A 22036-nucleotide genomic window follows, 5' to 3' on the forward strand; every position below is an offset into this window, starting at 1 on the left:
AGGTCGATATGCGAAAGTTGACCCATGTGTTGTGCCTTCTCAGTTTGGTTTGGTGGCTGGGCTGCGGCGTCAAGACACCCGAGCAGCCGGAGCTGAATATCACCGCCAATCAACTCGTCCTCAGCAAAATGGTGGCGCTCGGCAACAGCCACACCGCCGGGTTTCAATCCGGCGGTTTGCGTGATGATTTCCAGCAGCACAGCTATCCGTTTTTGATTGCGCAACAAATCGGCAAGGCCGGTGACTTCGAGCTGCCGCTCATTGCCGCGCCCGGCATCGGCAGCACGCCGGGCAAGCAGCCGCTCAAGCTGGAGAATGGCAAGATCGTGACCCCGGATTTGCAGGTGTCGCCGACTTCGCTGTTGTTGAGAGCTTTGCTGGCGCGGCCTTATGACAATCTCGGCGTGCCGGGCGCGACGTTACGCGACATGCTCAACGCCACCGGCGCCGCCACTTCCGCGACCGGCACGAACTCCTTTTTCGATCTCGTGCTGCGCAATCCCAACCTCGGCAACACCACGCCGCTGCAACAAATCGCGCTGCTCAATCCCACGCTGGTGTTGCTGTGGATCGGCGACAGCGACGTGCTGGGCGCGGCGTTGAGCGGTGGCAATCCGGCACTGATTACGCCGCTCTCCGATTTTCAAGCCCGCTACACGACGCTGCTGACCGAGTTGCGCCAAAAGACGCACGCCGCCCTCGTCATGGCGAACGTGCCCAACGCCACGGACCTGCCCTACCTCAACACCATGGACTTTATCTTCCGGCCGATTCCTGCCCTGGGAATCACCGCGCCCGTGCCGGTGGTGTTCGACGCCAAATTCCAACCGGTGGACTTCGACCCGACGGCGAACACGCTCTACGTGCCGTTGATGACGGAAGAAAAGGAAGTGGCACACTTGACTCTGCCGGCGCTCAGCGCGTATCAAACCGGCCTTGGCATTCCTGACGGCGCCACGTTGCTGCAACTGGGTCTGCCGGTGGCGCAGGCACAGGCGTTGGAGCAAGGCATGCGCGCTGCCGGCTTGAACCCGACCGGCCAGCCCTTCCCGGGCACGATGTCGATCACCGCCGCGGAGAAGCTTGCCATCCAGCAGGCGGTGGCGGGATTCAACAGCACGCTGCAGACGCTCGCTGGCCAGTTTCAAGCGGCCATCGTCGATTGCAACAGCTTGATGGCCACACTCAATGCCACCGGCCTCGAGGGATATTCCGGCCGCTTTGTGCTGCTGGATCCGCAGAACACCGCCTTCAGTCTGGACGGTGTGCATCCCAACAACGGCGGCTACGCGCTGATCGCCAACGCCTTCATCGACAAGATCAACGCCACCTTTCAACTCGCCATTCCCAAGCTGAATCCTGCGGAGTACAAAGGGCAGTACCTGGGCGCGGCAGTGACCGGTGCCGCAGCCGCAGCGGTCGCGCAAGTTCAGGCGCTCTACTGAGGCGTGCTCCCCTCTCCGCAAATCTGATTGTCTCAGCCAGCATCTTGCCACCCGCGGGAATCGCTTCTTTTGCGCGGCGCCGGCCGGGTGGCAGGCTGCGGAGAGTCCCATACCGCGCCCGTGCGCGGCGGAAGCACAGCCTGAGTTTGAATGAGTGCCGAGGTGTTTCTGTGAAGGAGGAGGAGATGGAGATCAAAGACTATCAAAACATTCATGCGATGGTGCAAGAAACCATTGCGCGGCGGCCCGGGCAACCCGCCTATCGCTGGTTTGGCGAAGGAGGGAACCTCGAAGCGGTGACCTGGTCGCAATTCTATGATCATGTCAAGCAGGTCGGCCGGAGTTTGATCGCGCTGGGCATCAATCCGGGCGACAAGATCGCGATCCTGAGTTACACCTGCTATCGCTGGGTGGTGGCGGACGTTGCCACGGCCAGCATCGGCGCCTGCACGGTGGGCATCTATCATTCCAATTTGGCGCGCGACTGCAAATACATCATCAATCATTCCGACGCCGTTTTGCTGTTTGCGGAAGATGAAGTGCAACTCAAGAAAGCGCTGGAAATCCGGCCGGGAATTCCCAATATTCGCCGCGTCATTTTGTTCAAAGGCGCGGCCACGGACGGCTGGGCGATGACGTTCGAGCAGTTTCTGGAGTTGGGGCGGGAGGTGCCGGAGGCGGAATTCGAGCGGCGCACGCGGTTGCCCGTGCCCGGCGATCCTGCTGCCATCGTTTACACTTCGGGAACCACCGGCCTGCCGAAGGGCGCCGTGCTGACGCACGACAATCTCACTTTCACGCCGCAATCGGTTTGGCAATGTGTTGACGTGTGGGAGGGCGACGGCCAGTTTCTGTTTCTGCCGCTGGCGCACGTGTTCGCGCGCCAATGCGTGAGTTTTGCCCTGCTCGCCGGCACCACCACGACATTCACGCGCAGCATGGAAACCATCGTGGAAGACATCAAGATCGCCAAGCCGCAATGGTTTGCGAGCGTGCCGCGCGTCTATGAAAAAGTCTATGCCAAAGTGTTGAGCAATGCCGAGGCCAAGGGCGGACTGGCGTTGAAAATTTTCCGCTGGGCCTGCGGCGTGGGCGACCGCGTGAGTGATCTCAAACTGGCGAAGCAACCGATTCCTGCGCTGCTGCACTGGCAGTATGCGCTGGCGACCAAGCTGGTGTTCCACAAGATCCACGCGGCGCTGGGCGGCCACTTGCGCTGGTGTATCAGCGGCGCCGCGCCCATGAGTCCGTCGGTCGCCAAATTTTTCCACGCCGCCGGCATTCTGATTCTCGAGGGCATTGGCATGACGGAGAACACCTCTTTCACCAATGTCAACCGCCACGACAACTATCGTTTCGGCTGGGTGGGCCAGCCGGGGCCGGGCATCGAACAGAAAGCTGCACCCGACGGCGAGATCCTGTTTCGCGGCCGCAATGTGATGAAGGAGTACTACAAAATGCCGGCGGAAACCGCCGAAACCATCACGCCCGAAGGCTGGTTGCGCACCGGCGATCTCGGCGAGATCGATGCCGAGAATTTCCTGCGCATCACCGGCCGCAAAAAGGAGCTGATCATCACCGCCGGCGGCAAGAACATTGCCCCATCGCCGATCGAGAATCTGCTCATGACGTCGAAGTACATCAGCCAGGCCTGTGTTTTGGGCGATCAACGGCAATTCCTGTGCGCGTTGGTGGTGTTGGATCCGGAAAACATCAAAGCCTATGCGCAGGAGCACGGCATTGCTTTCACCATCATCGATGAGCTGCGCGGCCAGGATCACATCAAACGCTTGATTGAAGCGGAAGTGGCGGCGAAAAATCGCGAGCTGGCGTCGTTCGAGACCATCAAGAAGATCCGCATCGTGCCGGAGTTCACCATCGAGAATGGCCTGCTGACGCCCACGCTCAAGATCAAGAAGAACCTGGTGGCGGAGAAATACCGGGCAGAAATCGAAGCGATGTACGCGGAAAACAACCTGCGCGAGGACGCGCGTTTGAACGGCTTCCCCTTTGGCCGTGAGGCTGCTACCGGCGCACAGCCGTCAGGCAAGAGCGTGCCGTTTTGAGCCGTGCGGCTCCGGACGCGGCCAATCGTACTTGCTCAACACTCAACGTGATGCCATCGGACATGCGACCGCTTCCGTCTCGTGATTATGACTACCTCGTCATCGGCTCCGGATTTGGCGGCGCCGCCGCCGCGCTGCGCCTTTCCGAAAAAGGCTACCGTGTTCTGGTGTTGGAAAAGGGCAAATGGTTGAGGGCGGAAGACTTTCCCAAGCGCAACTGGAATTTGAAGAAGTGGCTCTGGTTGCCGGCGCTGCGTTGTTTTGGATTGTTCAAAATCACCGTTTTCCGCCACGTTGCGATTCTCTCCGGCGTGGGCGTGGGCGGCGGGTCACTGGTTTACGCCAACACGTTGGCGATTCCCAAAGCCAGGTTCTTTGCCGCCGAGACCTGGGCGCATCTGGCGGACTGGGAGAAGGAGCTGCACGAGTTTTATCCCGTGGCTTTGCGTATGCTGGGCGCGGCGCCCAATCCCCGCCTGGAGGTGGGTGACCGCGCCCTGCAGCAGTTGGCCGTTGCGTTGGGCAAAGCAGAGCATTTCAATGTGACCGATGTGGCGGTCTATTTCGGCGAACCGGGAGTGACGGCGCCGGATCCTTATTTCAACGGCAAAGGCCCGGAACGCACCGGCTGCTGCTTCTGCGGCGGCTGCATGTTGGGCTGCCGCTACAATGCCAAGAACACGCTGGACAAGAACTATTTGCATTTTGCCCAGCAAAACGGCGTGAAGATTCAAGCAGAGGCGGAAGTCTACGATGTGATCCCGTTGGATGGCGGACCGGGTGCGTCCGGATATCGCGTCAAGTGGCGGTCGTCCACCAAATATTTCAAAAGGCGGGGCGAATTCACCTGCCGCGGTGTCGTGTTTGCCGGCGGCGTCACCGGCACGGTCAAGCTGCTGCTGAAGCTGCGGCAGACTTCGCTGCCGCAGCTCTCCGACCAAGTCGGCGCGGGCATTCGCACCAACTCGGAGAGCCTGATCGGGGTGACGACGTTCGACCGCGAGACCGTTTTCTCCGAGGGCATTGCGATCGGCTCGATTCTGCATACCGACGAACACAGCCACCTCGAGCCGGTGCGCTATTCTGCCGGTTCGGGCTTTTGGCGCCTGCTTATGTCGCCGCTGGCTTACGGCAGCAATGCCTTCAGTCGCGCCGCCCGGATCATTGGCGATTTGCTGCGGCACCCGCTCGACAACTTGCGGCTTTTTCTGGTGGATGATTGGTCGAAGCGTACGCAGATCCTGCTATTCATGCGCACGTTGGAGAGCACGCTGCGGTTTTCGCGCGGCCGCCTGGGGATGAAGTCCACGCTGGCGCAGGGCGTGGCGCCCACGCCCTTCATGCCCGAAGCCAAAGAGCTGGCGGAGCGCTTCAGCAAGATTGTGAATGGCAAACCCACCGCACTTTCCACCGAGACGCTGCTCGGAATTCCCACCACGGCTCACATTCTCGGCGGCGCAGTGATGGGCCAGGATCGCAGCGCAGGCGTGATCGACAAGGATAATCGCGTGTTTGGCTATGCGAACATGTACGTCTGCGACGGCAGCATGATCTCCGCCAATCCCGGAGTCAATCCCTCACTCACGATATTGGCGCTCACCGAGCGGGCGATGAGCAAGATTCCGCCGTCCCTGCCCGAGCCCGAGGTCAGCAGAGAGGTGGCAAATGATATTGCACTGGAAACGTGAGCCGCTTTTCCAGCTTTTTCCTTACGGGGCGCCCGAGCTGCAGGGGGTCCACAACGTGTACCTGTCGTGGGCAGCGAGCGCCGCCATCGTGTTTCATCTTCTGGTGCTGGGATTCTGGTTGAGTGGGCGCCTGCTCAGTGAGGAGCCGGAGGTGCGCTTGGTGCACTTGCGGGTGATTCGGGATGTGGCCGAGCTCGGTCCGCCGCCTGCCATTGCCAGCGCGGCGCAAGCTCTGGCGATCAAAAGCCCGGTCGCACGGCCGTCCGTTGGTGTGCCGGTTCCCGTTCCTGATGCGCTGATCACGCCGGAGGCGACGCTGGCAACTCAGGAGGAGATGTCCCAAATGCAGGCGCCTTTGACAGCCGGCGAAACCGGCGGGGATTCCATGGTGGTGGCGCCGGGCGCAATCCTTTACGGCGAGTCGGCGGAAGAGCCCGGCATGGATGAGTTCATTCCGTTCGAGATGCCGCCCATGGTGGTCAAGCGAGTGGAGCCGGTCTATCCTGAGCTGGCGCGCAAAGCCGGCCTGCAGAGCAAGATTGTGGTGAAGGCACTGGTGGACAAACGCGGGCAGGTCAAAAAAGTCGTACCGATTCAGGGCCACGAGATTTTCCACGAGGCGGCAATCCAGGCGATCATGCAATGGGTGTTCAAACCTGCACTGCAGCAAAACGAGCCGGTGGCGGTGTGGGTGGCCGTCCCGCTGAACTTCGTGCTGAAAGAATCTCAGAAAAAGTAGCGCCGTTCGCTGCAAGCTTCCGGTTCGCGCCTGCCAGCCAGGCACTTCCTGCAGAATAAAATCTCAGAAGCGTCCCGCCCACAGAAGTGCCATTCGGTTGGGAAGATCTTTGCATTTCTTCCGTGGCATTTCCACCTTTGCCGGCGAGGCCGTTGTTTCAGCGCGCCAACTCCCGGTTTTTATTTTGCCCGGAAGCCGGCGCAGGCAGTGGTTGCGGCGCACCGGTGGTCAGGAGCTGCCTCAGTTTTTGTACGGCGCGAGCAGGCAGCCTTGCGCACAGCCGGCCTTGTCGGGCCAGAGTGTACAGCCAATGACCTTCACGTCGAACCGGCCGATCGCCGAGGCCATTGCCGCCGCTTTGGCGTCAATGTGGATGGTGGCAGCCTTTCCTGTTTCCGGGCAAATGAGCTGCCGCTGTTTGCGATATCGCTGGAACGTACCCAGCACCACCGGCGTCATAACATACAGCAAGGCGAGCGCGGTGATGGCAACGAGAACCAAGAAGGGATGATCCATGACAGCCTCCCTGAGATTGTCCACTTTCAAACGTGGGCAAATTCTGTGCGCAGGCGCCGCTGCTTGACAATCAAGAAATTAGCCGGGCCGGCTTTCGCAGATATGCGACAAATTGAGGAATTATTCGCGAGGTTGGGAATCAATTGCAAGCTTGGTACCCAGGCGGCAAGTTTAAGCATTTGAAAATTAGCCGGCTGACCCAACCAGCGGACGGGCAGGCGCGGCATAAAAATTGAAACTCATTGGCAATCAAGGAGAAATAGGTTGGCGCCGGGTCCGCCGTCCGCCGGAGACTTCTGCTCATTGGCCGGGAAATGGTGAGCAAGCGTTTGTCGTTCTCCGGGCTCCCTTTGCACACTCCTCCGCGCCTGCGCCAACCGTGTGCGGATGCACGAGCGACGACCTTTCGCATGCGCTGTTCATTGCTGTGAACCATCTCAAGGAGCCTACCATGCCCGAAACCCTCAGCATCATCGACAATCGGACCGGAAAGAAATACGAAGTCCCGGTTGTACATGGCACCATCAAGGCCATGGACTTGCGGCAGATCAAAGTCTCTGATGACGACTTTGGGTTGATGACCTACGACCCGGCCTTTATGAACACCGCCAGTTGCCAAAGCCGCATCACCTACATTGACGGCGACAAGGGCATTTTGCGTTATCGTGGCTATCCCATCGAGCAGCTTGCCGAAAAGAGCACGTATCTCGAAGTCGCCTACTTGTTGATTCACGGCGAATTGCCGGCGGCGGAGGCCCGCGAGGCGTGGGCCCGGAACATCACCCACCACACGTTGCTGCATGAGAACGCCAAGAAGTTCATGGAAGGATTTCACCATGACGCCCATCCCATGGGAATGGTGATCAGCACGCTGGCGGCTCTCTCCACCTTCTATCCGGATGCCAAGAACATTCGCGACGCGGAAGCGCGCATGCTGCAGATCTACCGCTTGATCGGCAAGATGCCGACCATCGCCGGCTTTGCCTATCGCCATCGCCGCGGCCTGCCTTATGTCTATCCGGACAACGAGCTGAGCTACACCGGCAATTTCCTCAGCATGCTGTTCAGGATGACCGAGCTCAAATACAAGCCCAATCCGATCATGGAGCGCGCGCTCGACGTGCTGTTCATCCTGCACGCCGACCATGAGCAGAACTGCAGCGCCAACGTCATGCGCAGCATCGGCAGCTCGCTGGCCGATCCCTTCGTGGCCATGGCCGGGGCGGCGGCGGCGCTCTACGGTCCGCTGCACGGCGGCGCCAACGAAGAAGTTTTGCACATGCTGCATGAGATCGGTTCCAAAGACAAGGTGCCCGATTTCATCAAGCGCGTGAAAGCCGGGGAAGGCCGGTTGATGGGCTTCGGCCATCGCATCTACAAGAACTATGATCCGCGCGCCAAGATCATCAAGGAGACCGCGGACCAGGTGTTCGAAGTCACCGGCCGCAATCCACTGCTCGACATCGCCATCGAGCTGGAGCGCATTGCGCTGCAAGATGACTATTTCGTCAAGCGCAAACTCTATCCCAACGTCGATTTCTATTCCGGGATCATTTATCAGGCGATGGGCTTTCCGACGGATGCCTTCACCGTACTGTTCGCGATTCCGCGTACCGCCGGCTGGATTGCCCAGTGGCAGGAAATGCTGCTCGATTCCGAGCAAAAGATCGCACGGCCGCGCCAAGTCTACCTGGGCGCCGACAAGCGCGACTATGTGCCGAGCGAGAAGCGGGTGTAAGCAGTGAACCTGGACGCTGGCTGCCGGTCCCCGCGCCGCCCGGCCACCGGCACCCAGCGCCAAAAAGGAGTGGACCCATGACACGCGTCATGTTGATTGAGGACGAGGCCAATCTGCGGCGGCTTTATCGGCTCGAACTCGGGCTGGAAGGCTACGACGTTATCGATGCCGATTCCGAAGCCGAGGCCCTGAGAAAATTGGGACGGGAAAAGATCGATGCCGTGGTGTTGGACCTCCGCCTGTGGGATCATTGGGGGATTGATTTGCTGGACGAGATCCTCGCCCGACAGCGGAACGTACCCATCATCATCAACACGGCCTACGGCCAATGGCGGGATGATTTTCACCTCTGGGGCGCCGATGCCTTCGTCACCAAGTCATCGGATTTGACCGAGCTGAAGCAGGCGCTGGCGCAAGCCCTCGGCCGGCACAACTGAGCCGCCGGGGCTCTCTGCCCGGCGCGGCGGATTTCATGAACGCGATTTTCTTTTCTCTGCAGACCAATGAGATTGGATCAAACCTTCTGTCGCGGCGATCCGGCGGGATAGCCCAATCATCACGTGGAGCAAGCCATGTTCCCGCGAGGACTGCCGCAGGCCGAGTTGCCCGCGCGCCTGCCAGCCGATCCTCTTGCCTCGCGCCGAAACGGCCAAAGCTGGTGTCGCAAGATTTCTCCAACCTCCGCCCAGGCTTTGACCGGTCACAGTGATTTCGCCCGCAATGAAATCACCGCTAGAGCTAGTGCTTTAACCAGCCAAGAATTTTCGCGCCTGCCCCAGCCAGTTTGCTTTGTTTCCCATCCTTTCCAATTTCCGCACCCGCATTTATTCTTTTCACCGTCAACCGGCTGTTGTTTCGATTCGGGAGAACTGCCCTCATGAAAATCTCAGTCATTGGCGCCGGTAATGTCGGCGCCACCATCGCGCTGCTCTTGGCACAAAAACGCCTGGGTGACATTGTGCTGCTGGATGTGGTGCCGGGCATGCCGGAAGGCAAAGCGCTCGACATGGCGGAAGCCAGTCCGGTGGATCGCTTTGAGAGCAACATCGTGGGGACCAGCCAAATTCAAGACGTGCTGGACTCCGATCTGGTGGTGATGGCCGCCGGCTTGGCGCGGAAACCCGGCATGACCCGCATGGATTTGCTGGCCCACAATGCCGCCATCGTCACCAGCGTCATGCGCCAGGTGGCGGAGCTGGCGCCGCAAGCCCTGATCGTGATGGTCACCAATCCCCTGGACGTCATGTGTTATGCCGCATGGCAGACCACGGGCTTTGCCAAGCAGCGCATCATGGGCATGGCCGGTGGGTTGGATTCAGCGCGCTTGCGCTATTTCATCGCCACCGCGCTCAACGTTTCCGTGGAAGATACACAGGCCATGGTTTTGGGCGGCCACGGCGATGCCATGGTACTGCTGCCGCGCTACGCGACCGTTTCCGGCATTCCGCTCGCCCAGTTGCTGCCGGCCTCGGCAATCGCCAAACTCCTCGAGCGCACGCGCGAGGCGGGCACTGAGATCGTGCAGCTCCTCAAAACCGGCAGCGCCTACTACGCGCCCGCGGCTGCTGCCGCGCAAATGGCGGAGGCCATCGTGCTCGGCGAACGCCGCCTCTTGCCGGCCTCTGCCTATCTCGAAGGCGAATACGGCCTGCACGGCGTGTTCATCGGCGTGCCGGTCATCATCGGCAGCAACGGTGTTGAGAAGATCGTCGAGATCGAATTGAGCGCGGAGGAACGCGAGGCGCTGCGCCTCTCGGCGCTGGAGGTGGCGGAGGGAATTCGAGAATGGCAAAAACTCGCCCCGCCGGATTGAACCGGCGGAAGAATTGCACTTGGCCGGCGTCGCGCAGGCACGCGACCGGAGCGCAGCGTCTTCGCGATCATGCTGCCCCGGCGCGCCGGCCGCAACCTGAAACGGAGCATGCCTATGCCTGAACGATTGCTGAGAGAAGAAGAACAATTCGTGCGCGATCTGCTTTCCTGGGACGCGCAGCGCCGGCCCGTGGAATGGGCGCTTTCCAATCTGGCGTTGATCTTTGGCGGCATTCTGATGGTGTCGACTTTCATCTTCACCCTGCGGCACCTCACCGACAGTTGGATTCTGCTGGCCACTGTGCCCGGACTTTTGCTGGGACTCCTGCTGGTCGGATTCTACGTGCTGCTCGGCCGCCGCGTCAAGGAACGCCATCGCCTGGCCGGCATCTTGCGGAAGCTGGTGGCGGAGTGAGGAGGCGGCACATCGTGCGAGCGGGGGGCGATGTACTTTTGCGGTAATCAATAAGCGCGTCCGGCGGCCGCGCCTTGGCGCAGCCGGTGCGAATGACGCGTGGCCCCAACTTCCTGCTCAATTGGCGAAGTGGTGGCCGGTTTGGCAAACGATCAAACAGAGACAAAACATTGCCGGGAGGATTTTTCTACTGTGACTCGATAGTTTTGGCTCATTGAGCGCGCCCCCGCAACGCTGATTGCAGCCGAAAAGGGAGTCCTGTCGGACTCCGCTCACAGCGGGCGCGGGCAGAATGTATCCTCTCCGTTTGATTCTGTCTGCGCAGGTGGGAGGGGGAGGAGTCTCATCAAATGGTTGTCGTGATCTGCAAGTTCAATGATGGAGTGCGAAATGAATGGTGACATGAGACGTTTGGGCTTGGGCGCTGCGCTGCTGCTTTTGGGATTGCTGCTGGCGCCGAGCCTGTGGGCTGGGGACGGCAATAACAACTTTCGCCTGGCGGTAACCGACGCGCCCGATGACAGCGCCGATTCCAATGCCAGAGACATCGTATCCGGTTGCGATTTGGATCAAGACGGCAGGTATGAAATTATCATCACCGATTACAGCTACGGTGGCCGGGCACACGTTTATGAAATCGTGGGCAACGACGCGCTCGCCTGGGTGTGGTCCTCTCCCGGTACCGACTCGCCTGAGTGGGCGCCCGCCCGTGCCGTACAAGTGGCGGACTTGGATGCCGATGGCCGCGGGGAAATCCTGCTTTCGATCTGCCAGAATGGCGCCGCCCCTGGAACTGCCGGAATTCATGTGTTCGAATGGGACGGCGTGACCGACAATGGCTATGGGGCCACGCCGATTGCCGTTATTCCCATTGATGCCACCCTGACCGGCGGTTTCACTGAAGATTTCGCGGTTGCTGATCTCGATGGTGATCTGCGCCCTGAGATTCTTTACCTCAACCGCGGCAGCTTCGAGCAAAACCGCTGCTATGTGCTCTCGATTACGGGATCATTTGAAAGTTCCTGGTCAGTGAATGCAGAAGCCGTCTATCGTCAGGAAGCCGGAGATCTCAATGGCTCTCCCTGGGATGTCGCCGTGGCTGACTTGGATGGCGACGGTTTCAAAGAAGCCATCTATTCGTTACGCGACGGCGGCGGGGGAATGTTCATCGTGGAAGCAACGGGGCCTGACAGCTACGTTCCCGCAATCACGTTGCACCTCGATCCCTACGCCAATGGCTACAGCCTGGAAGGTATGGCCGCGGCTGACGTGAACAGCGACGGCAAAGATGAGCTTTATGTCGCCCTCCAACGAACCGGCAACGTCGCTTCCAGCGGCCCTCTGATCCTCGTCAGCAGCGGCGACGACGAAGTTGCGGCCATGACGTTTGCAGATAATGTCCGCTATCTTCGCGACGACGGTGCCGGCTGCTACGGCCTGGCCATCGGCGACCAGGATCACGGCGCCGGCAGCGACGGTCCGGATATCTATCTCACCTCCTTTGGCAGCGAGGGCGTGGGTGGTTTCATTCAGGATTTCGAGATCGTCGGCAGCGATCTCCTCGCTCCCGCCAGTTACGTTGAGCATGTGATCTTTCAAGACCTGGCCTCTGCCTGGCCCGGCGGCTTCTTCCAAATCGACATTCCTGGTGTCGATCTGGATGGTGACGGCCGGCGGGAAGTGGTGGTGAGCTACACTGGCGAAACTGCCACCGGCGTTTACTTTCGCATTCTCGAATTCGACCCCAATGATCCGGCGCTGACACTGGTGACGCCCAACGGCGGCGAATCCTGGACGGAAGGCACCAGCGAAACCATCGTGTGGAGCTCGGGGAATTTCATCGGCGGCGTGGATCTGGATTACACTACCGATGGTGGCATCACCTGGAAGTCGATCGTCAAGTACTTCCCCAATCATGGCAGTTACGATTGGTCCGTGCCGTTCGACCCCGCCGATCAGGTGTTGGTGCGAATCGCTGCCGCAGGCAGCGGCGCACCCTTTGACCTCAGTGATGATTACTTCACCATCGCCGTTTGTGTGAACCAGTCCCCGATCGCCGCGGCGGGCGCAGATCAAACCCTGGCAGCCACTTCACCTGCCGGCGCTGCTGTGACTTTGGATGGTTCTGGCTCCACCGATCCTGATCATGATCCCCTTACCTACACTTGGTACGAAAACGGCGAGGTCATTGCCGGACCAACTTCGGAGGCAACCTCACAAATCTCCCTCGCCCTCGGGGTTCACGATCTCGAGCTGACAGTCGATGATGACAAAGGCGGCGCCGATACCGATCAAGTCACCATCACCGTGGAAGAGGGCCTGGAGATGTTTGCGCTCTACGCCAACAAATTCGTGGAGATACGCGAGTGTGACGGCTCGGAAGGATGGGCCGGCTCCAACGGAAAACTCACCGTGCTGACCGGCACGCCGAGCACGATGGCGATTGATCTGCGTGCCCTCGGTGATATTACCATCTATCGTGACAATACCATTGCCGGTGACGTCATCTCCAATGCCAGTATTCATCTCAACCCCCGCTCCACGGTGACCGGTGCAACCATTGAGCACGCGGCGCGGTTGCCGCTGCCGCTGCCAGATCCTGTTTTCACCGCCGGCGGCAACAATGTTGTGGTGGCGAAGAAAGGCTCTCGCAGCCTTACGCCCGGCTCTTATGGCAATGTCACGGTGGGGAAATCCGGCAAGCTCTATTTGCGCGCGGGTGAGTACTACTGGACTTCGTTACGGCTGGGGCAAAGCAGTGAAATCCTGATGGATTTGAGCGAGGGATCGCTGCAGGTCAACATCGTTGGCAGCCTGACCACCGGTGATGATGCCGTGATTGCGATTGCGCCGGCCGGCTCCAGCACGACCCGCGCGGTATTGTTTACCGTGCTGGACGACGGCGTGGTAAGCCTCGGCAATGCCGTGACGTTCATGGGAACGTTGCTGGCACCGCAGGCGCACGTGAAGACCTCGAGTGAATTGCGGATGCAGGGCGCGATTTACGCTGATTCGATCACGGGACTCAAGCGGGCGGTTTTTCTGCATCATTCCTCCATGCAGCAATTGCCGAAGCCGGCTGGAGTGATGGACGAGAAGACTGCAGCTTGGCCACAGGAGTTTGCTCTGTTGCCGAATTTTCCCAATCCCTTTAACCCGGAGACTGAAATTCGTTTCGCGCTGCCGGAGGCCGGCAGCGTCGTGCTGAAGATCTTCAACACCCTCGGCGAGGAAATTCGCATACTGGTGGATGCACGCTTCGAGGCCGGATATCATCGCGTGCGCTGGGATGGCCGGGATCGCAATGGCAAGTCTGCCGCCAGCGGCGTCTATTTCTGTCAACTCCGCGCCGGCGGATCCGTGCAGGTGATGAAGATGAGTCTGTTGCGGTGAACCCCGGATCAATCTGAATCTGAATGTTGCTCGCAGCAAAATGCCGGGAGCCGAGTGTCGCGCGGATTAGGCTCGGAATCTGTTGACAAAGTTTCCAGTGCGGAGACGGCTTCCGGCATGCAATTCAGATCATGTGGTTGTGTAATTCTTGTGCCAGGTTTTCTGAAGGAGATGTGGTATGAAATTGCATTTGGTGAAATGTTGGCTCGTCGTGATCTTTGCTCTGCTTGCTGCCGATCGCGCGTCGAGCCAGTTGGTGCTGGAGTGGTATGCTACCACGCCCAGCAATGAGAATCATGAAGTGCGAGCAATTGCCCTGACCAATTCCGGCAAGCAAATGTATGTTTCCGACTCGTACCCCGATGCCGTGCTGGTCTTCCGAGATGAGCCGAGCGGAACGCCCATTTTCACGTTTGGCGATCCTGCCTGGTCGAGTTGGGTTGGCCCCTACGGTATTGATGTCGCGACCGACGGTTGGGTCTACCTCGCGGTGTGGGCGGAGAATGACGCCGATCACGCCTTGTGGCGCTGCCGCGCAGACGGCAAAAAGCTGGAGCGGCTTTGCGGCTTGCCGCAATCGCCCCGAGGCATCAAAGCAGTGGGGCAGGGCAGAAACACTGTGGTGTATGTTTCCGGCACGCTGGGCCTGGTGATTCGTTGTGTGCAAACTAGGCCAAACGAATTCGAAGCGGAAGTGTTGTTCGAAAGCGGCGTTATTTTGAACCAGCAGTATGTGTTGCCGGTCAACGCGCAGAAGACGATCTATGTCAGCTCGTGGACTCTTCCCGGAGAGACACCGTACGACACGCCGATCACCAAGTGGGATAACCAGAACGGAGTTTGGACAAGGGACGAGGGCTTTTCCGTCGGTTATGTGCCGGCTGGCAACGTGCCCTCCATGATATGTGACCGCAAAGAGGATGCGCTTTATTTCCTGCATATGGAGGCTTACGCAAGCGATCGGAAAGCACGCATATACAAAGTCAATCCTCAAAGCGGCGAGGAAATGGCCTGGATAGCGGTTGGCAGCAGCATCGGATCGGGCGGTCGAGGTGGCATCGATATCAGCCAGCATGGTGAAGTATTCTTTGCCATCAAGCAGGGCATGGTCGACGGGTACTACCTTTCCGCAATTGGCAAAGTCATTGACATGGATTTCGCCAAACCCGGCGGCGCTGCAGATTCCGGCGGTGGGGCAGTTCCCTCAGCTTATGTGCTCCACCAGAATTATCCCAATCCTTTCAACCCCAGCACCACCATCGAATTTGCCCTACCGCAAGCGAGCTTTGTCACCCTGAAGATTTATGATCTGCTGGGCAATGAAGTCGCCACGTTGGTTTCGGAAAAACTACCGGCGGGCAGGCACCAGCGCGTGTGGGAGGCGAAGGGTTTGGCGAGCGGGGTGTATCTCTATCAACTATGCGCAGGAGAGCTTTCACAGGTGAGGAAGATGGCCCTGCTGCGCTAATCCAGTGAGGATTTTCATTCAATGCTTCACATTCAATCCACAGGAGGAATCTTATGCGCACGAATCAACTGGCCGCGCAGCTCCTCGTATGGGCCCTGCTCGCATTACCCGCTGTTGCGGTGAGCCAAATTGCGAGATTCGAAGGCAGCGACCTCGTCCTTGAAAACCGTTTCATCAAAGTCACGTTGGCCGCGGAACAGGGCATGATCACTTCTTGGCTCATCAAAGCTACGGGCCAAGAGCTGGCTTATTTTGACCAGGCTGGCAGCAAGGGCTTGCTGGGCGCGCGTATTTGGACTGGGAATTGGGATGAAGAAGGTGGCTGGCCGACGGAGGTCGGCCGCGCCACGTGGACGAATCAAATCGTCTCCAATTCGCGCGCCAGCGCGCTGGTGCGGCAGAGCCTCGCGCTTTCAGAAGGCGGAGTAGCCACCGGTATGAAAGTCGTGAAGAATTTTTTGCTGACCCAAAACTCTTATCTCATTGCTGCCGAGTATAAGCTCATCAATCGCACCGACCACACGATTGCATTTACTGCGCTCACATTGGAATCAACCGCGAACACCGGGTCGGGCGGCCGTTTGGGTTATGGCGAGCATGGCTCGAACGCGGTCACGATCATCACACAAGGGCAAGTAGTGGAGAACTTCGATTTCCAATGGATGGCCATGGAAGTGGAAACGCGCGACGCACTCTTCGGTACGGTCTTCCTGGATCACCGTCCCGCTTTCGCATGGCTCTATGAAGGGGTCGGCGACAATGGCAGAGACATGGAGCCGCATTTCGGGCCGATGAATCTTGCTTCTGGCGGCACGGAGACTTTTCATTTGTTGATCTACGGCGGGCCGGGCAGCCTCGATTGGTTCTCGCCTGCCGCATCCTCCCAAAACCAAAGCTTGCTGCGTATGAACGAAGCCGCAACGGAAAAACCGCTGCGCTTCGTGCTGGCGCAGAATTATCCCAACCCCTTCAACCCCGAAACCGAAATTCGTTTCGCGCTGCCGGAGGCTGGCAGCGTCGTGCTGAAGATCTTCAACACCCTCGGCGAGGAGATTCGCACGCTGGCAGCCGCGCCGTTCGCAGCGGGTCATCATCGCGTGTTGTGGGACGGCAAGGATAATGACGGCAAGCCCGTCGCCAGCGGCATTTACCTCTATCAACTCCGCGTGGGCGAGTTTGTGCAGGTGAGGAAGATGAGTCTGTTGCGCTGAACCAACCTGCTTTCGCAGGTTGAATGTTACGGCTGCAAGTGATCCTCCCGCCGGCGTATCAAGTGAGGCGCCGGCAGGAGGTATGACAATTTGTGGCAACACCATGTGCGCTGTTCCGAACTTTTATGTGGAGTCCAACATGAGACCAAACCCATTCCCTGGCTGGGCGATTACTCTGCTCACGATTGCCCTGTTGGCGTTGCACGGTTGTGAACGGCTCGAGCAAAATTCTCCCACCGGCGTCGAGGCGACCATTGCAAAACCAGCCCCGGAGAAAAGCTCGCTGCCGGCTTACCTCTCCAGCCCACCGGACATTATCGTAACCACCACCTCTGATCTCGCCGATTTTGACGGCGGCCAACAAGTCAGCGATTTGCCCGGCCCGGATGGCCTCGTCTCGTTGCGGGAAGCCATTATCGCGGCCAACAACACTGCCGGGCCGAATGTGATCGGATTCAACATTTCGACCAGCGACGCGGGATTTGATGGCAGTGTCTTTACCATTCAGCCCCATCCTGCGCAATTGCCGGAACTATTAGATGATGGCACGATCGTAGATGGCGCCTCCCAATCCGCCTTCACTGGCAACACGAATGCAGCAGGACCCGAAATCTTTTTGGATGGAAACTCAATCGATCCGAATGTCGAGTCCCACGGAATTGGCATCGCGTCCGCTGCAAATCATATTCATGGACTGGCGATTGGAGGCTTCAGCAAGGGCGTAAGCATTGGCGGTGATCGCGCGAATGACAATCACATCACGGGTTGCTTTGTCGGTCTCGCCCCGGATGGCGTGACCGCGCATGCCAATCGCATGTGGGGTGTTTGTGCGGCCAATTTTGCCTCCGGCATCCTCATTGGCGGGCCGGCGCCGGCGGAAAGAAATGTCATCTCCGGCAATGATGGCAGTGGCATTTGGCTCGCGAATTATTTGCAGCACGCGACGATTCAAAACAACTATATCGGCACGGATGCCGGCGGTTTGATCGCCGTGCGCAATGGGTCCGGCATCATCGTCACTGATCAATGCCACGACATTCTGATTCAAGGGAGTGTGATCTCTGGAAATCTCTACAAAGGCATAGGGCTGCGTTTGGTACATGATATTCGCATCGAGGGGAATATCATCGGTCCGGATGCACAACAGGACGCCCTTGCCGGCAACGAGCAGCAGGGCATCGCTGCTGACGCGCTGCAACTGGGAGAGTTGATCTCACAACTCATCATTGGTGGCACAGCCTCCCGCCAAGCCAACCTTATTGCCTGGAATCCTCAGGGCGGAATCATTATTGGTGCGACATTGGAAGATGCGCAGATTCTCGGCAACACGATCACGCGCAACGGCATGTCTGGAATCCACATCTATGGCAGCACCACGGCCAACACTCTGCTCATTGCGCGCAATGCGATTCATTCCAACTTTGGCTCAGGCGTGAGCGTGAACGGGCCGGGCACCGGCTACACGATCTCACAAAACAGCTTCTATACCAATGACATGCTCGGCATTGAGCTGGCGCCTGACTATTCCTACAGCGAGGGCGTGAGTCCCAACGACCCCGGCGACGCCGACACCGGTCCCAACGATTTGATGAACTATCCCGTGCTGGAATCGGCCAAGGCCACGCCCGGCAAGCTCATCGTGAAAGGCTATATCGACACGCCCAATCCCATAACCGTCACCATCGAATTCTTTGCCAATCCGGTGCCTGATCCCGGTGGCGATCCCACCGGCCACGGCGAAGGCGCGATTTATCTGGGCAGTGATCGGCCCAATGCGCAAGGCAAATTCACCGCCACTTTGCCGGCAGTAGCCGTCGGCACGCTGGTTACAGCCACCGCCACCGATGCCGCCGGCAACACCTCGGAATTTGCATTGAACCTGGCGGCAACCGGGCCGGGTTACAAGTAATACAGTTGAGAAGAGGTGAAACCAATGAAGCGCACCTGCCAACCACCCGCCGCCATTGTCGTGATGCTCATGCTCGTATGGTTTTGCGGGAGCATGACGGCCCACGCCCAAACTTCCAGGCCACAGCAGCGGAACGACTTTTTTTGGATGAATGCCGGATTCGGCGGCACGAATTTCGGCGGGGCTTACGCCCTGGGCTTGTCTGCCCAGTTTGGCATGCACCTCTTTTCGTTTCATTGTGCCACCGCGTACAACGTGGAAAGCTCGGAAGTCGGCACGGCGTACAGTGTGCTGTATGGTTTGGGAAGAAGAGGCAGAAAGTCGGCATTCTCGCTCGCAGTTGGATCCGGGGTGATGCAGGGCAATCGCCATCACGGTGACTACTTGTATGACTTCGACCCGGTGTGGGGATTCTCCACTGAAGCGCAGTTGTTTGGAAGAATCTCCGAGTACTTTGGCGCGGGTTTGTCGGTCATGCTCAATCTGAACCGGGAAAAGGACTTTCCCGTGATCTCGTTGTGCGTGCAATTCGGCAGGCTGTGGCGGCTGCCGGAGTCAGGTAATGAGCCGTGATCGGTGCCGCCACGAACCGGTTTTGTCGTCGCTCTCGGGAGAGTGTGATGCGGCATCTTTTGTCATCCAGCAAAACGCAATTTCTCGCCACGGTGATCGCGCTGCTGGCAGCCGGCGATCAATGGGCGAAAGCAGCGGTGCGCCAAGCCATGTCGCCCGGCGAGAGCATTGCGGTTCTGGGCGACTGGTTCCGCTTGACCTACGTGCGGAACAATCGCGGCTTCTCGTGGTGGGTGCCGGCATTGCCGGCCTGGGCAGGGATCGCGCTCCAACTTCTGTTGGTTGCCATTCTGCTGTTGGCACTGCCGGTCTATTTGTTTTACACGGAGAAACGGCGACAGAGTATTTGGGCAGACACGGCGTTCATCGCGCTCAGTGCCGCCTGTCTGGGGCATTTGACGGATAATTTGTTTGTGCCCTTCACCACGGATTTTCTGCGAGTGTGGCATTCACCCAGCGCCAATTTTGCCGATCTCTATGCCTATGTCGGGCTGGTGGCTTTGGTGATCGAGATTCTTGCTTTGCGCCGCATGCGGCCGTGGCGTGGCTGGCGTGACTTTTTTGCACAGTGCGCCAACACCCGGCATGAGTTTTTGGCCTTTCTCAGAAGTGCAATTCGAAGAGAATGAATGAAGTGCGCCGCTGCGCCGAATTTTGGAATGTGACATTGTTATCCTGCAAGGACCCTGTAAAGACCTGGGCACAGCGCCTAGAATTTCACAAGATGCGTCTGCATAACATATCGCGAGATCACCTCCACGAATACTGGCTCGCAAAACCTCTGGTATTCTGACGGTCACTCCCGATAAACCTGGAGTAGCAGGAGTTGCCCATGATCATGAATCGCAGAACATTTCTCAAAACCACCGCGGCCGCCGGCGGTGCACTGATCTTTCAACCGGCGCACGCGCTGCGCCCGCTGTACCGCGCTGCCCCAGATTACTTCGGCTTGCATCCGTTTGTGGCGCGTCATCCTGAGGCAGTTTTCATTATGCGCACGCAGGTCGACGTCAAGACCAACGACGAGGCCAAACGGCAGGTCGGACGCGACCTCGGACGCTCGCTGTTCGTGCGTTTGGGTGAGGGCGAAGGCGGTGTGCCGCTCACGCACAAAGTTGCCATCAAACCCAATCTCACCTGCCGGGGCAAATGGGACAGCCGCTACACCGTGCTCGGCACCATGGGCGTTGTCACCGATGCGTTCTTTGTGGAAGGCCTCATTGAAAGCATGAAGGAATTGGGGCTCTCCGGTGGACAGTTTTTCCTGCGCGAGTCCAATTGTCCCGAAGACTTTGCCGAGGGCGGCTATTGGGAGATGGCCGGTCGCACCGGCGCGGATCTGCGCGATCTGAGCGCGAAAGTCGGCGTCATCAGCGAAAGCGATTTGCAATGGCACGAGGTGCCGCAAGGCGTGTGGTTCCGTCGAATTCCCTATCTCTGGCCGGTCAACGCGCCCGAAACGTTTCTGCTCAATATCGCGAAATTTAAGACGCACGCCATGGGCGTGACGCTGTGCGCGAAAAATCTGCAGGGCTCGATTGCCCACAATTATCAGGCGCACTGCACGGCTCATAATCGCAACATGGACATGCCGGCGCAACATCTCAATCCCAGTGCCAAGGCGGACATCCTCGCCAACTACTATCGCCATCTTGCCGATGGCATCCCGCGCTGGGACCGGCCCGGCGAGAGCGGCGGGTTGTGGCAGGAAACCTGGGCCACGCGCTGTCTGGACAACAATTCCGTCACGCATCCTGATCTTCACCTCATCGAGGGCATCTACGGTCGCGACGGCCATTTCGTCGCCGGCCCGAGTGCAGCCGGCCTGGCCACCGATTACATGACCAATATCATCATCTTTGGCGGCAATGCCTTTCATGTCGATATTGTCGGCCATTGGCTCGCCGGTCACGAGCCGGGCAACTTCGGCTTGTTTCATCTTGCGCTCGAGCGCGGCCTGTCCAGCCAGCTCGATCCCCGGCGCATTCCGGTGTATGAATGGCAAAGTGACGGCTCGGCGACATTGACTCCGCTCACGGAGTTCGCCCGCACGCCGCTGCGGACTTTCTATCTGCAGCGGGATTATGCCGGACAAACCGAGCCGTACTGGCATATGGTCGATGAACCTTTTGACTATCCTACGCTCGTTGCCGGCCGGCAATCGCCTCAGCCCAAAACGTTTATGCTGCAGCAGAATTTTCCGAATCCCTTTCATCCCACCACCGCCATCGAATTCAGTCTGCCGCGCGCCAGCCATGCCCGGCTGGAGGTTTTCAACCTGAAGGGAGAGTTGGTGGAAGTGCTGGCCGATCGCTATTTTGCGGCAGGATCGCATTTGGCAGTTTGGAAAACCCGCAGCCAGCCGGCGGGAGTCTATTTCTATCGCTTCAGCGGCGATGGCTGGCGCGAGACCAAACGCATGCTGCTGGTGCGTTGAAGCAGCGGCAAATTTGACGGCGCGCCCTGCGCCACACCGTTTTCAACTGAACCATGTCATGCCGCCGGGAGGTGCATTGCTCATGAAGCAAAGGCAGTTGCTGAAGCCGGCCGCCCTTCTTCTGCCGATGTTGACCTTGTGCTGCTGTAATCTGTTCTGCTCCGATATTACGCGACCGATCAATGGACTCAAGACGCACGACGCGCTGCTGCAGCAAGTTAAGGGCTGCCAGCGCACCGGCCTGGCCAGAGCGGCCACGGCGGATTCCTGCTTCGCATATCAATTCGAAGATGATCTCAAGCTGGAATTCTGCGTGATTGCCAATTGCTGCCCCGATACCAACCGCTTCAAACTGGCGAGTGTGGTGAGGCAGGATACCATTGCAATCGCCGTGGCGGACACGGCCGCCCGGCTTTGCCATTGCATTTGTCCCTATCTCATTCGCGCGGAATTCAGAGACCTGCCGGAAGATCATTACGTGGTGGTGTGCAGCTATGGTGATTCACTGTGGCTGGTGCAGCACGTCTACCGCCAGGATTGATCCGCCGGACCGGGTGCCTGTCGACAATGCCGCGGCGGGAATCTCACCGCGCGAGTTTTCCTGTTGACTTGCTGGCCGGAATGAT

General features: G+C 58.9%; 17 protein-coding genes. 16 read left to right on the forward strand and 1 reads right to left on the reverse strand.

Features of this window, described 5'->3' with window-relative positions:
* Nucleotides 1–8 precede the first annotated feature (8 nt).
* The 4 genes from L6R21_22445 to L6R21_22460 all read left to right on the forward strand — a co-directional run bounded on the left by L6R21_22445 (nt 9) and on the right by L6R21_22460 (nt 5938).
* A complete protein-coding gene (locus tag L6R21_22445) occupies nt 9–1445 on the forward strand; it encodes a hypothetical protein (GenBank protein ID MCK6561968.1) in 1437 nt (478 codons plus the stop codon).
* Nucleotides 1446–1630: 185 nt separating this feature from the next.
* Nucleotides 1631–3511 carry a long-chain fatty acid--CoA ligase gene (locus L6R21_22450; protein MCK6561969.1) on the forward strand — a complete coding sequence of 627 codons (1881 nt, stop codon included), beginning with the start codon at nt 1631–1633 and terminating at the stop codon, nt 3509–3511.
* A 62-nt stretch (nt 3512–3573) separates the two neighbouring features.
* Nucleotides 3574–5199, forward strand: a complete 1626-nt coding sequence (locus L6R21_22455) for a GMC oxidoreductase (protein ID MCK6561970.1) — start codon at nt 3574–3576, stop codon at nt 5197–5199.
* Nucleotides 5177–5938: an energy transducer TonB gene (locus L6R21_22460; GenBank protein ID MCK6561971.1), complete on the forward strand. Its 762-nt coding sequence runs from the start codon at nt 5177–5179 to the stop codon at nt 5936–5938. The genes L6R21_22455 and L6R21_22460 overlap by 23 nt, the downstream gene beginning before the upstream one ends.
* A gap of 240 nt (nt 5939–6178) precedes the next feature.
* Here L6R21_22460 and L6R21_22465 read toward each other — a convergent pair whose 3' ends face one another.
* Nucleotides 6179–6454: a hypothetical protein gene (locus tag L6R21_22465; protein MCK6561972.1), complete on the reverse strand. Its 276-nt coding sequence runs from the start codon at nt 6452–6454 to the stop codon at nt 6179–6181.
* Between the two features lie 451 nt (nt 6455–6905).
* On the opposite strand from L6R21_22465, the gene L6R21_22470 reads away from it, so the two are divergent.
* The 12 genes from L6R21_22470 (at nt 6906) to L6R21_22525 (ending at nt 21951) form a co-directional block, all read left to right on the forward strand.
* Nucleotides 6906–8192, forward strand: coding sequence for a citrate synthase (locus tag L6R21_22470; GenBank protein MCK6561973.1), 1287 nt, complete (start codon nt 6906–6908; stop codon nt 8190–8192).
* Nucleotides 8193–8269: 77 nt separating this feature from the next.
* Nucleotides 8270–8629 (forward strand): response regulator, encoded by a 360-nt coding sequence (locus L6R21_22475; GenBank protein MCK6561974.1) that lies wholly within the window; start codon nt 8270–8272, stop codon nt 8627–8629.
* Between the two features lie 440 nt (nt 8630–9069).
* Nucleotides 9070–10005 (forward strand): malate dehydrogenase, encoded by a 936-nt coding sequence (gene mdh / locus L6R21_22480; GenBank protein MCK6561975.1) that lies wholly within the window; start codon nt 9070–9072, stop codon nt 10003–10005.
* A gap of 114 nt (nt 10006–10119) precedes the next feature.
* On the forward strand, nt 10120–10419 hold the full coding sequence (locus L6R21_22485) for a hypothetical protein (protein ID MCK6561976.1): 300 nt from the start codon (nt 10120–10122) through the stop codon (nt 10417–10419).
* Nucleotides 10420–10821: 402 nt separating this feature from the next.
* Nucleotides 10822–13812, forward strand: coding sequence for an FG-GAP-like repeat-containing protein (locus L6R21_22490; protein ID MCK6561977.1), 2991 nt, complete (start codon nt 10822–10824; stop codon nt 13810–13812).
* A gap of 178 nt (nt 13813–13990) precedes the next feature.
* A complete protein-coding gene (locus L6R21_22495; GenBank protein MCK6561978.1) occupies nt 13991–15280 on the forward strand; it encodes a T9SS type A sorting domain-containing protein in 1290 nt (429 codons plus the stop codon).
* 53 nt (nt 15281–15333) lie between these two features.
* Complete coding sequence (locus L6R21_22500) at nt 15334–16491, forward strand: T9SS type A sorting domain-containing protein (GenBank protein MCK6561979.1); 1158 nt, start codon at nt 15334–15336, stop codon at nt 16489–16491.
* A 139-nt stretch (nt 16492–16630) separates the two neighbouring features.
* The gene (locus L6R21_22505; GenBank protein ID MCK6561980.1) at nt 16631–18400 is read left to right on the forward strand and encodes a right-handed parallel beta-helix repeat-containing protein; all 1770 of its coding nucleotides are present in this window, start codon (nt 16631–16633) and stop codon (nt 18398–18400) included.
* A 147-nt stretch (nt 18401–18547) separates the two neighbouring features.
* Nucleotides 18548–18973 carry a hypothetical protein gene (locus L6R21_22510; protein MCK6561981.1) on the forward strand — a complete coding sequence of 142 codons (426 nt, stop codon included), beginning with the start codon at nt 18548–18550 and terminating at the stop codon, nt 18971–18973.
* Between the two features lie 47 nt (nt 18974–19020).
* Complete coding sequence (locus L6R21_22515) at nt 19021–19602, forward strand: signal peptidase II (GenBank protein ID MCK6561982.1); 582 nt, start codon at nt 19021–19023, stop codon at nt 19600–19602.
* Between the two features lie 203 nt (nt 19603–19805).
* Complete coding sequence (locus L6R21_22520; GenBank protein ID MCK6561983.1) at nt 19806–21410, forward strand: DUF362 domain-containing protein; 1605 nt, start codon at nt 19806–19808, stop codon at nt 21408–21410.
* 82 nt (nt 21411–21492) lie between these two features.
* Nucleotides 21493–21951 carry a hypothetical protein gene (locus tag L6R21_22525; GenBank protein MCK6561984.1) on the forward strand — a complete coding sequence of 153 codons (459 nt, stop codon included), beginning with the start codon at nt 21493–21495 and terminating at the stop codon, nt 21949–21951.
* Nucleotides 21952–22036: the final 85 nt, after the last annotated feature.

The organism is bacterium (assembly GCA_023150945.1).
Taxonomy (GTDB): Bacteria; Zhuqueibacterota; Zhuqueibacteria; order Zhuqueibacterales; family Zhuqueibacteraceae; genus Coneutiohabitans.

Coding starts and splice junctions, on each gene's coding strand:
- L6R21_22500 (MCK6561979.1), top strand. CDS start 15,334: ATGCGCACGAATCAACTGGCCGCGCAGCTCCTCGTATGGGCCCTGCTC.
- L6R21_22485 (MCK6561976.1), top strand. CDS start 10,120: ATGCCTGAACGATTGCTGAGAGAAGAAGAACAATTCGTGCGCGATCTG.
- L6R21_22510 (MCK6561981.1), top strand. CDS start 18,548: ATGAATGCCGGATTCGGCGGCACGAATTTCGGCGGGGCTTACGCCCTG.
- L6R21_22465 (MCK6561972.1), bottom strand. CDS start 6,454: ATGGATCATCCCTTCTTGGTTCTCGTTGCCATCACCGCGCTCGCCTTG.
- L6R21_22490 (MCK6561977.1), top strand. CDS start 10,822: ATGAGACGTTTGGGCTTGGGCGCTGCGCTGCTGCTTTTGGGATTGCTG.
- L6R21_22475 (MCK6561974.1), top strand. CDS start 8,270: ATGACACGCGTCATGTTGATTGAGGACGAGGCCAATCTGCGGCGGCTT.
- L6R21_22445 (MCK6561968.1), top strand. CDS start 9: ATGCGAAAGTTGACCCATGTGTTGTGCCTTCTCAGTTTGGTTTGGTGG.
- L6R21_22450 (MCK6561969.1), top strand. CDS start 1,631: ATGGAGATCAAAGACTATCAAAACATTCATGCGATGGTGCAAGAAACC.
- L6R21_22470 (MCK6561973.1), top strand. CDS start 6,906: ATGCCCGAAACCCTCAGCATCATCGACAATCGGACCGGAAAGAAATAC.
- L6R21_22505 (MCK6561980.1), top strand. CDS start 16,631: ATGAGACCAAACCCATTCCCTGGCTGGGCGATTACTCTGCTCACGATT.
- L6R21_22495 (MCK6561978.1), top strand. CDS start 13,991: ATGAAATTGCATTTGGTGAAATGTTGGCTCGTCGTGATCTTTGCTCTG.
- L6R21_22515 (MCK6561982.1), top strand. CDS start 19,021: ATGCGGCATCTTTTGTCATCCAGCAAAACGCAATTTCTCGCCACGGTG.
- L6R21_22460 (MCK6561971.1), top strand. CDS start 5,177: ATGATATTGCACTGGAAACGTGAGCCGCTTTTCCAGCTTTTTCCTTAC.
- L6R21_22455 (MCK6561970.1), top strand. CDS start 3,574: ATGCGACCGCTTCCGTCTCGTGATTATGACTACCTCGTCATCGGCTCC.
- L6R21_22525 (MCK6561984.1), top strand. CDS start 21,493: ATGAAGCAAAGGCAGTTGCTGAAGCCGGCCGCCCTTCTTCTGCCGATG.
- mdh (MCK6561975.1), top strand. CDS start 9,070: ATGAAAATCTCAGTCATTGGCGCCGGTAATGTCGGCGCCACCATCGCG.
- L6R21_22520 (MCK6561983.1), top strand. CDS start 19,806: ATGATCATGAATCGCAGAACATTTCTCAAAACCACCGCGGCCGCCGGC.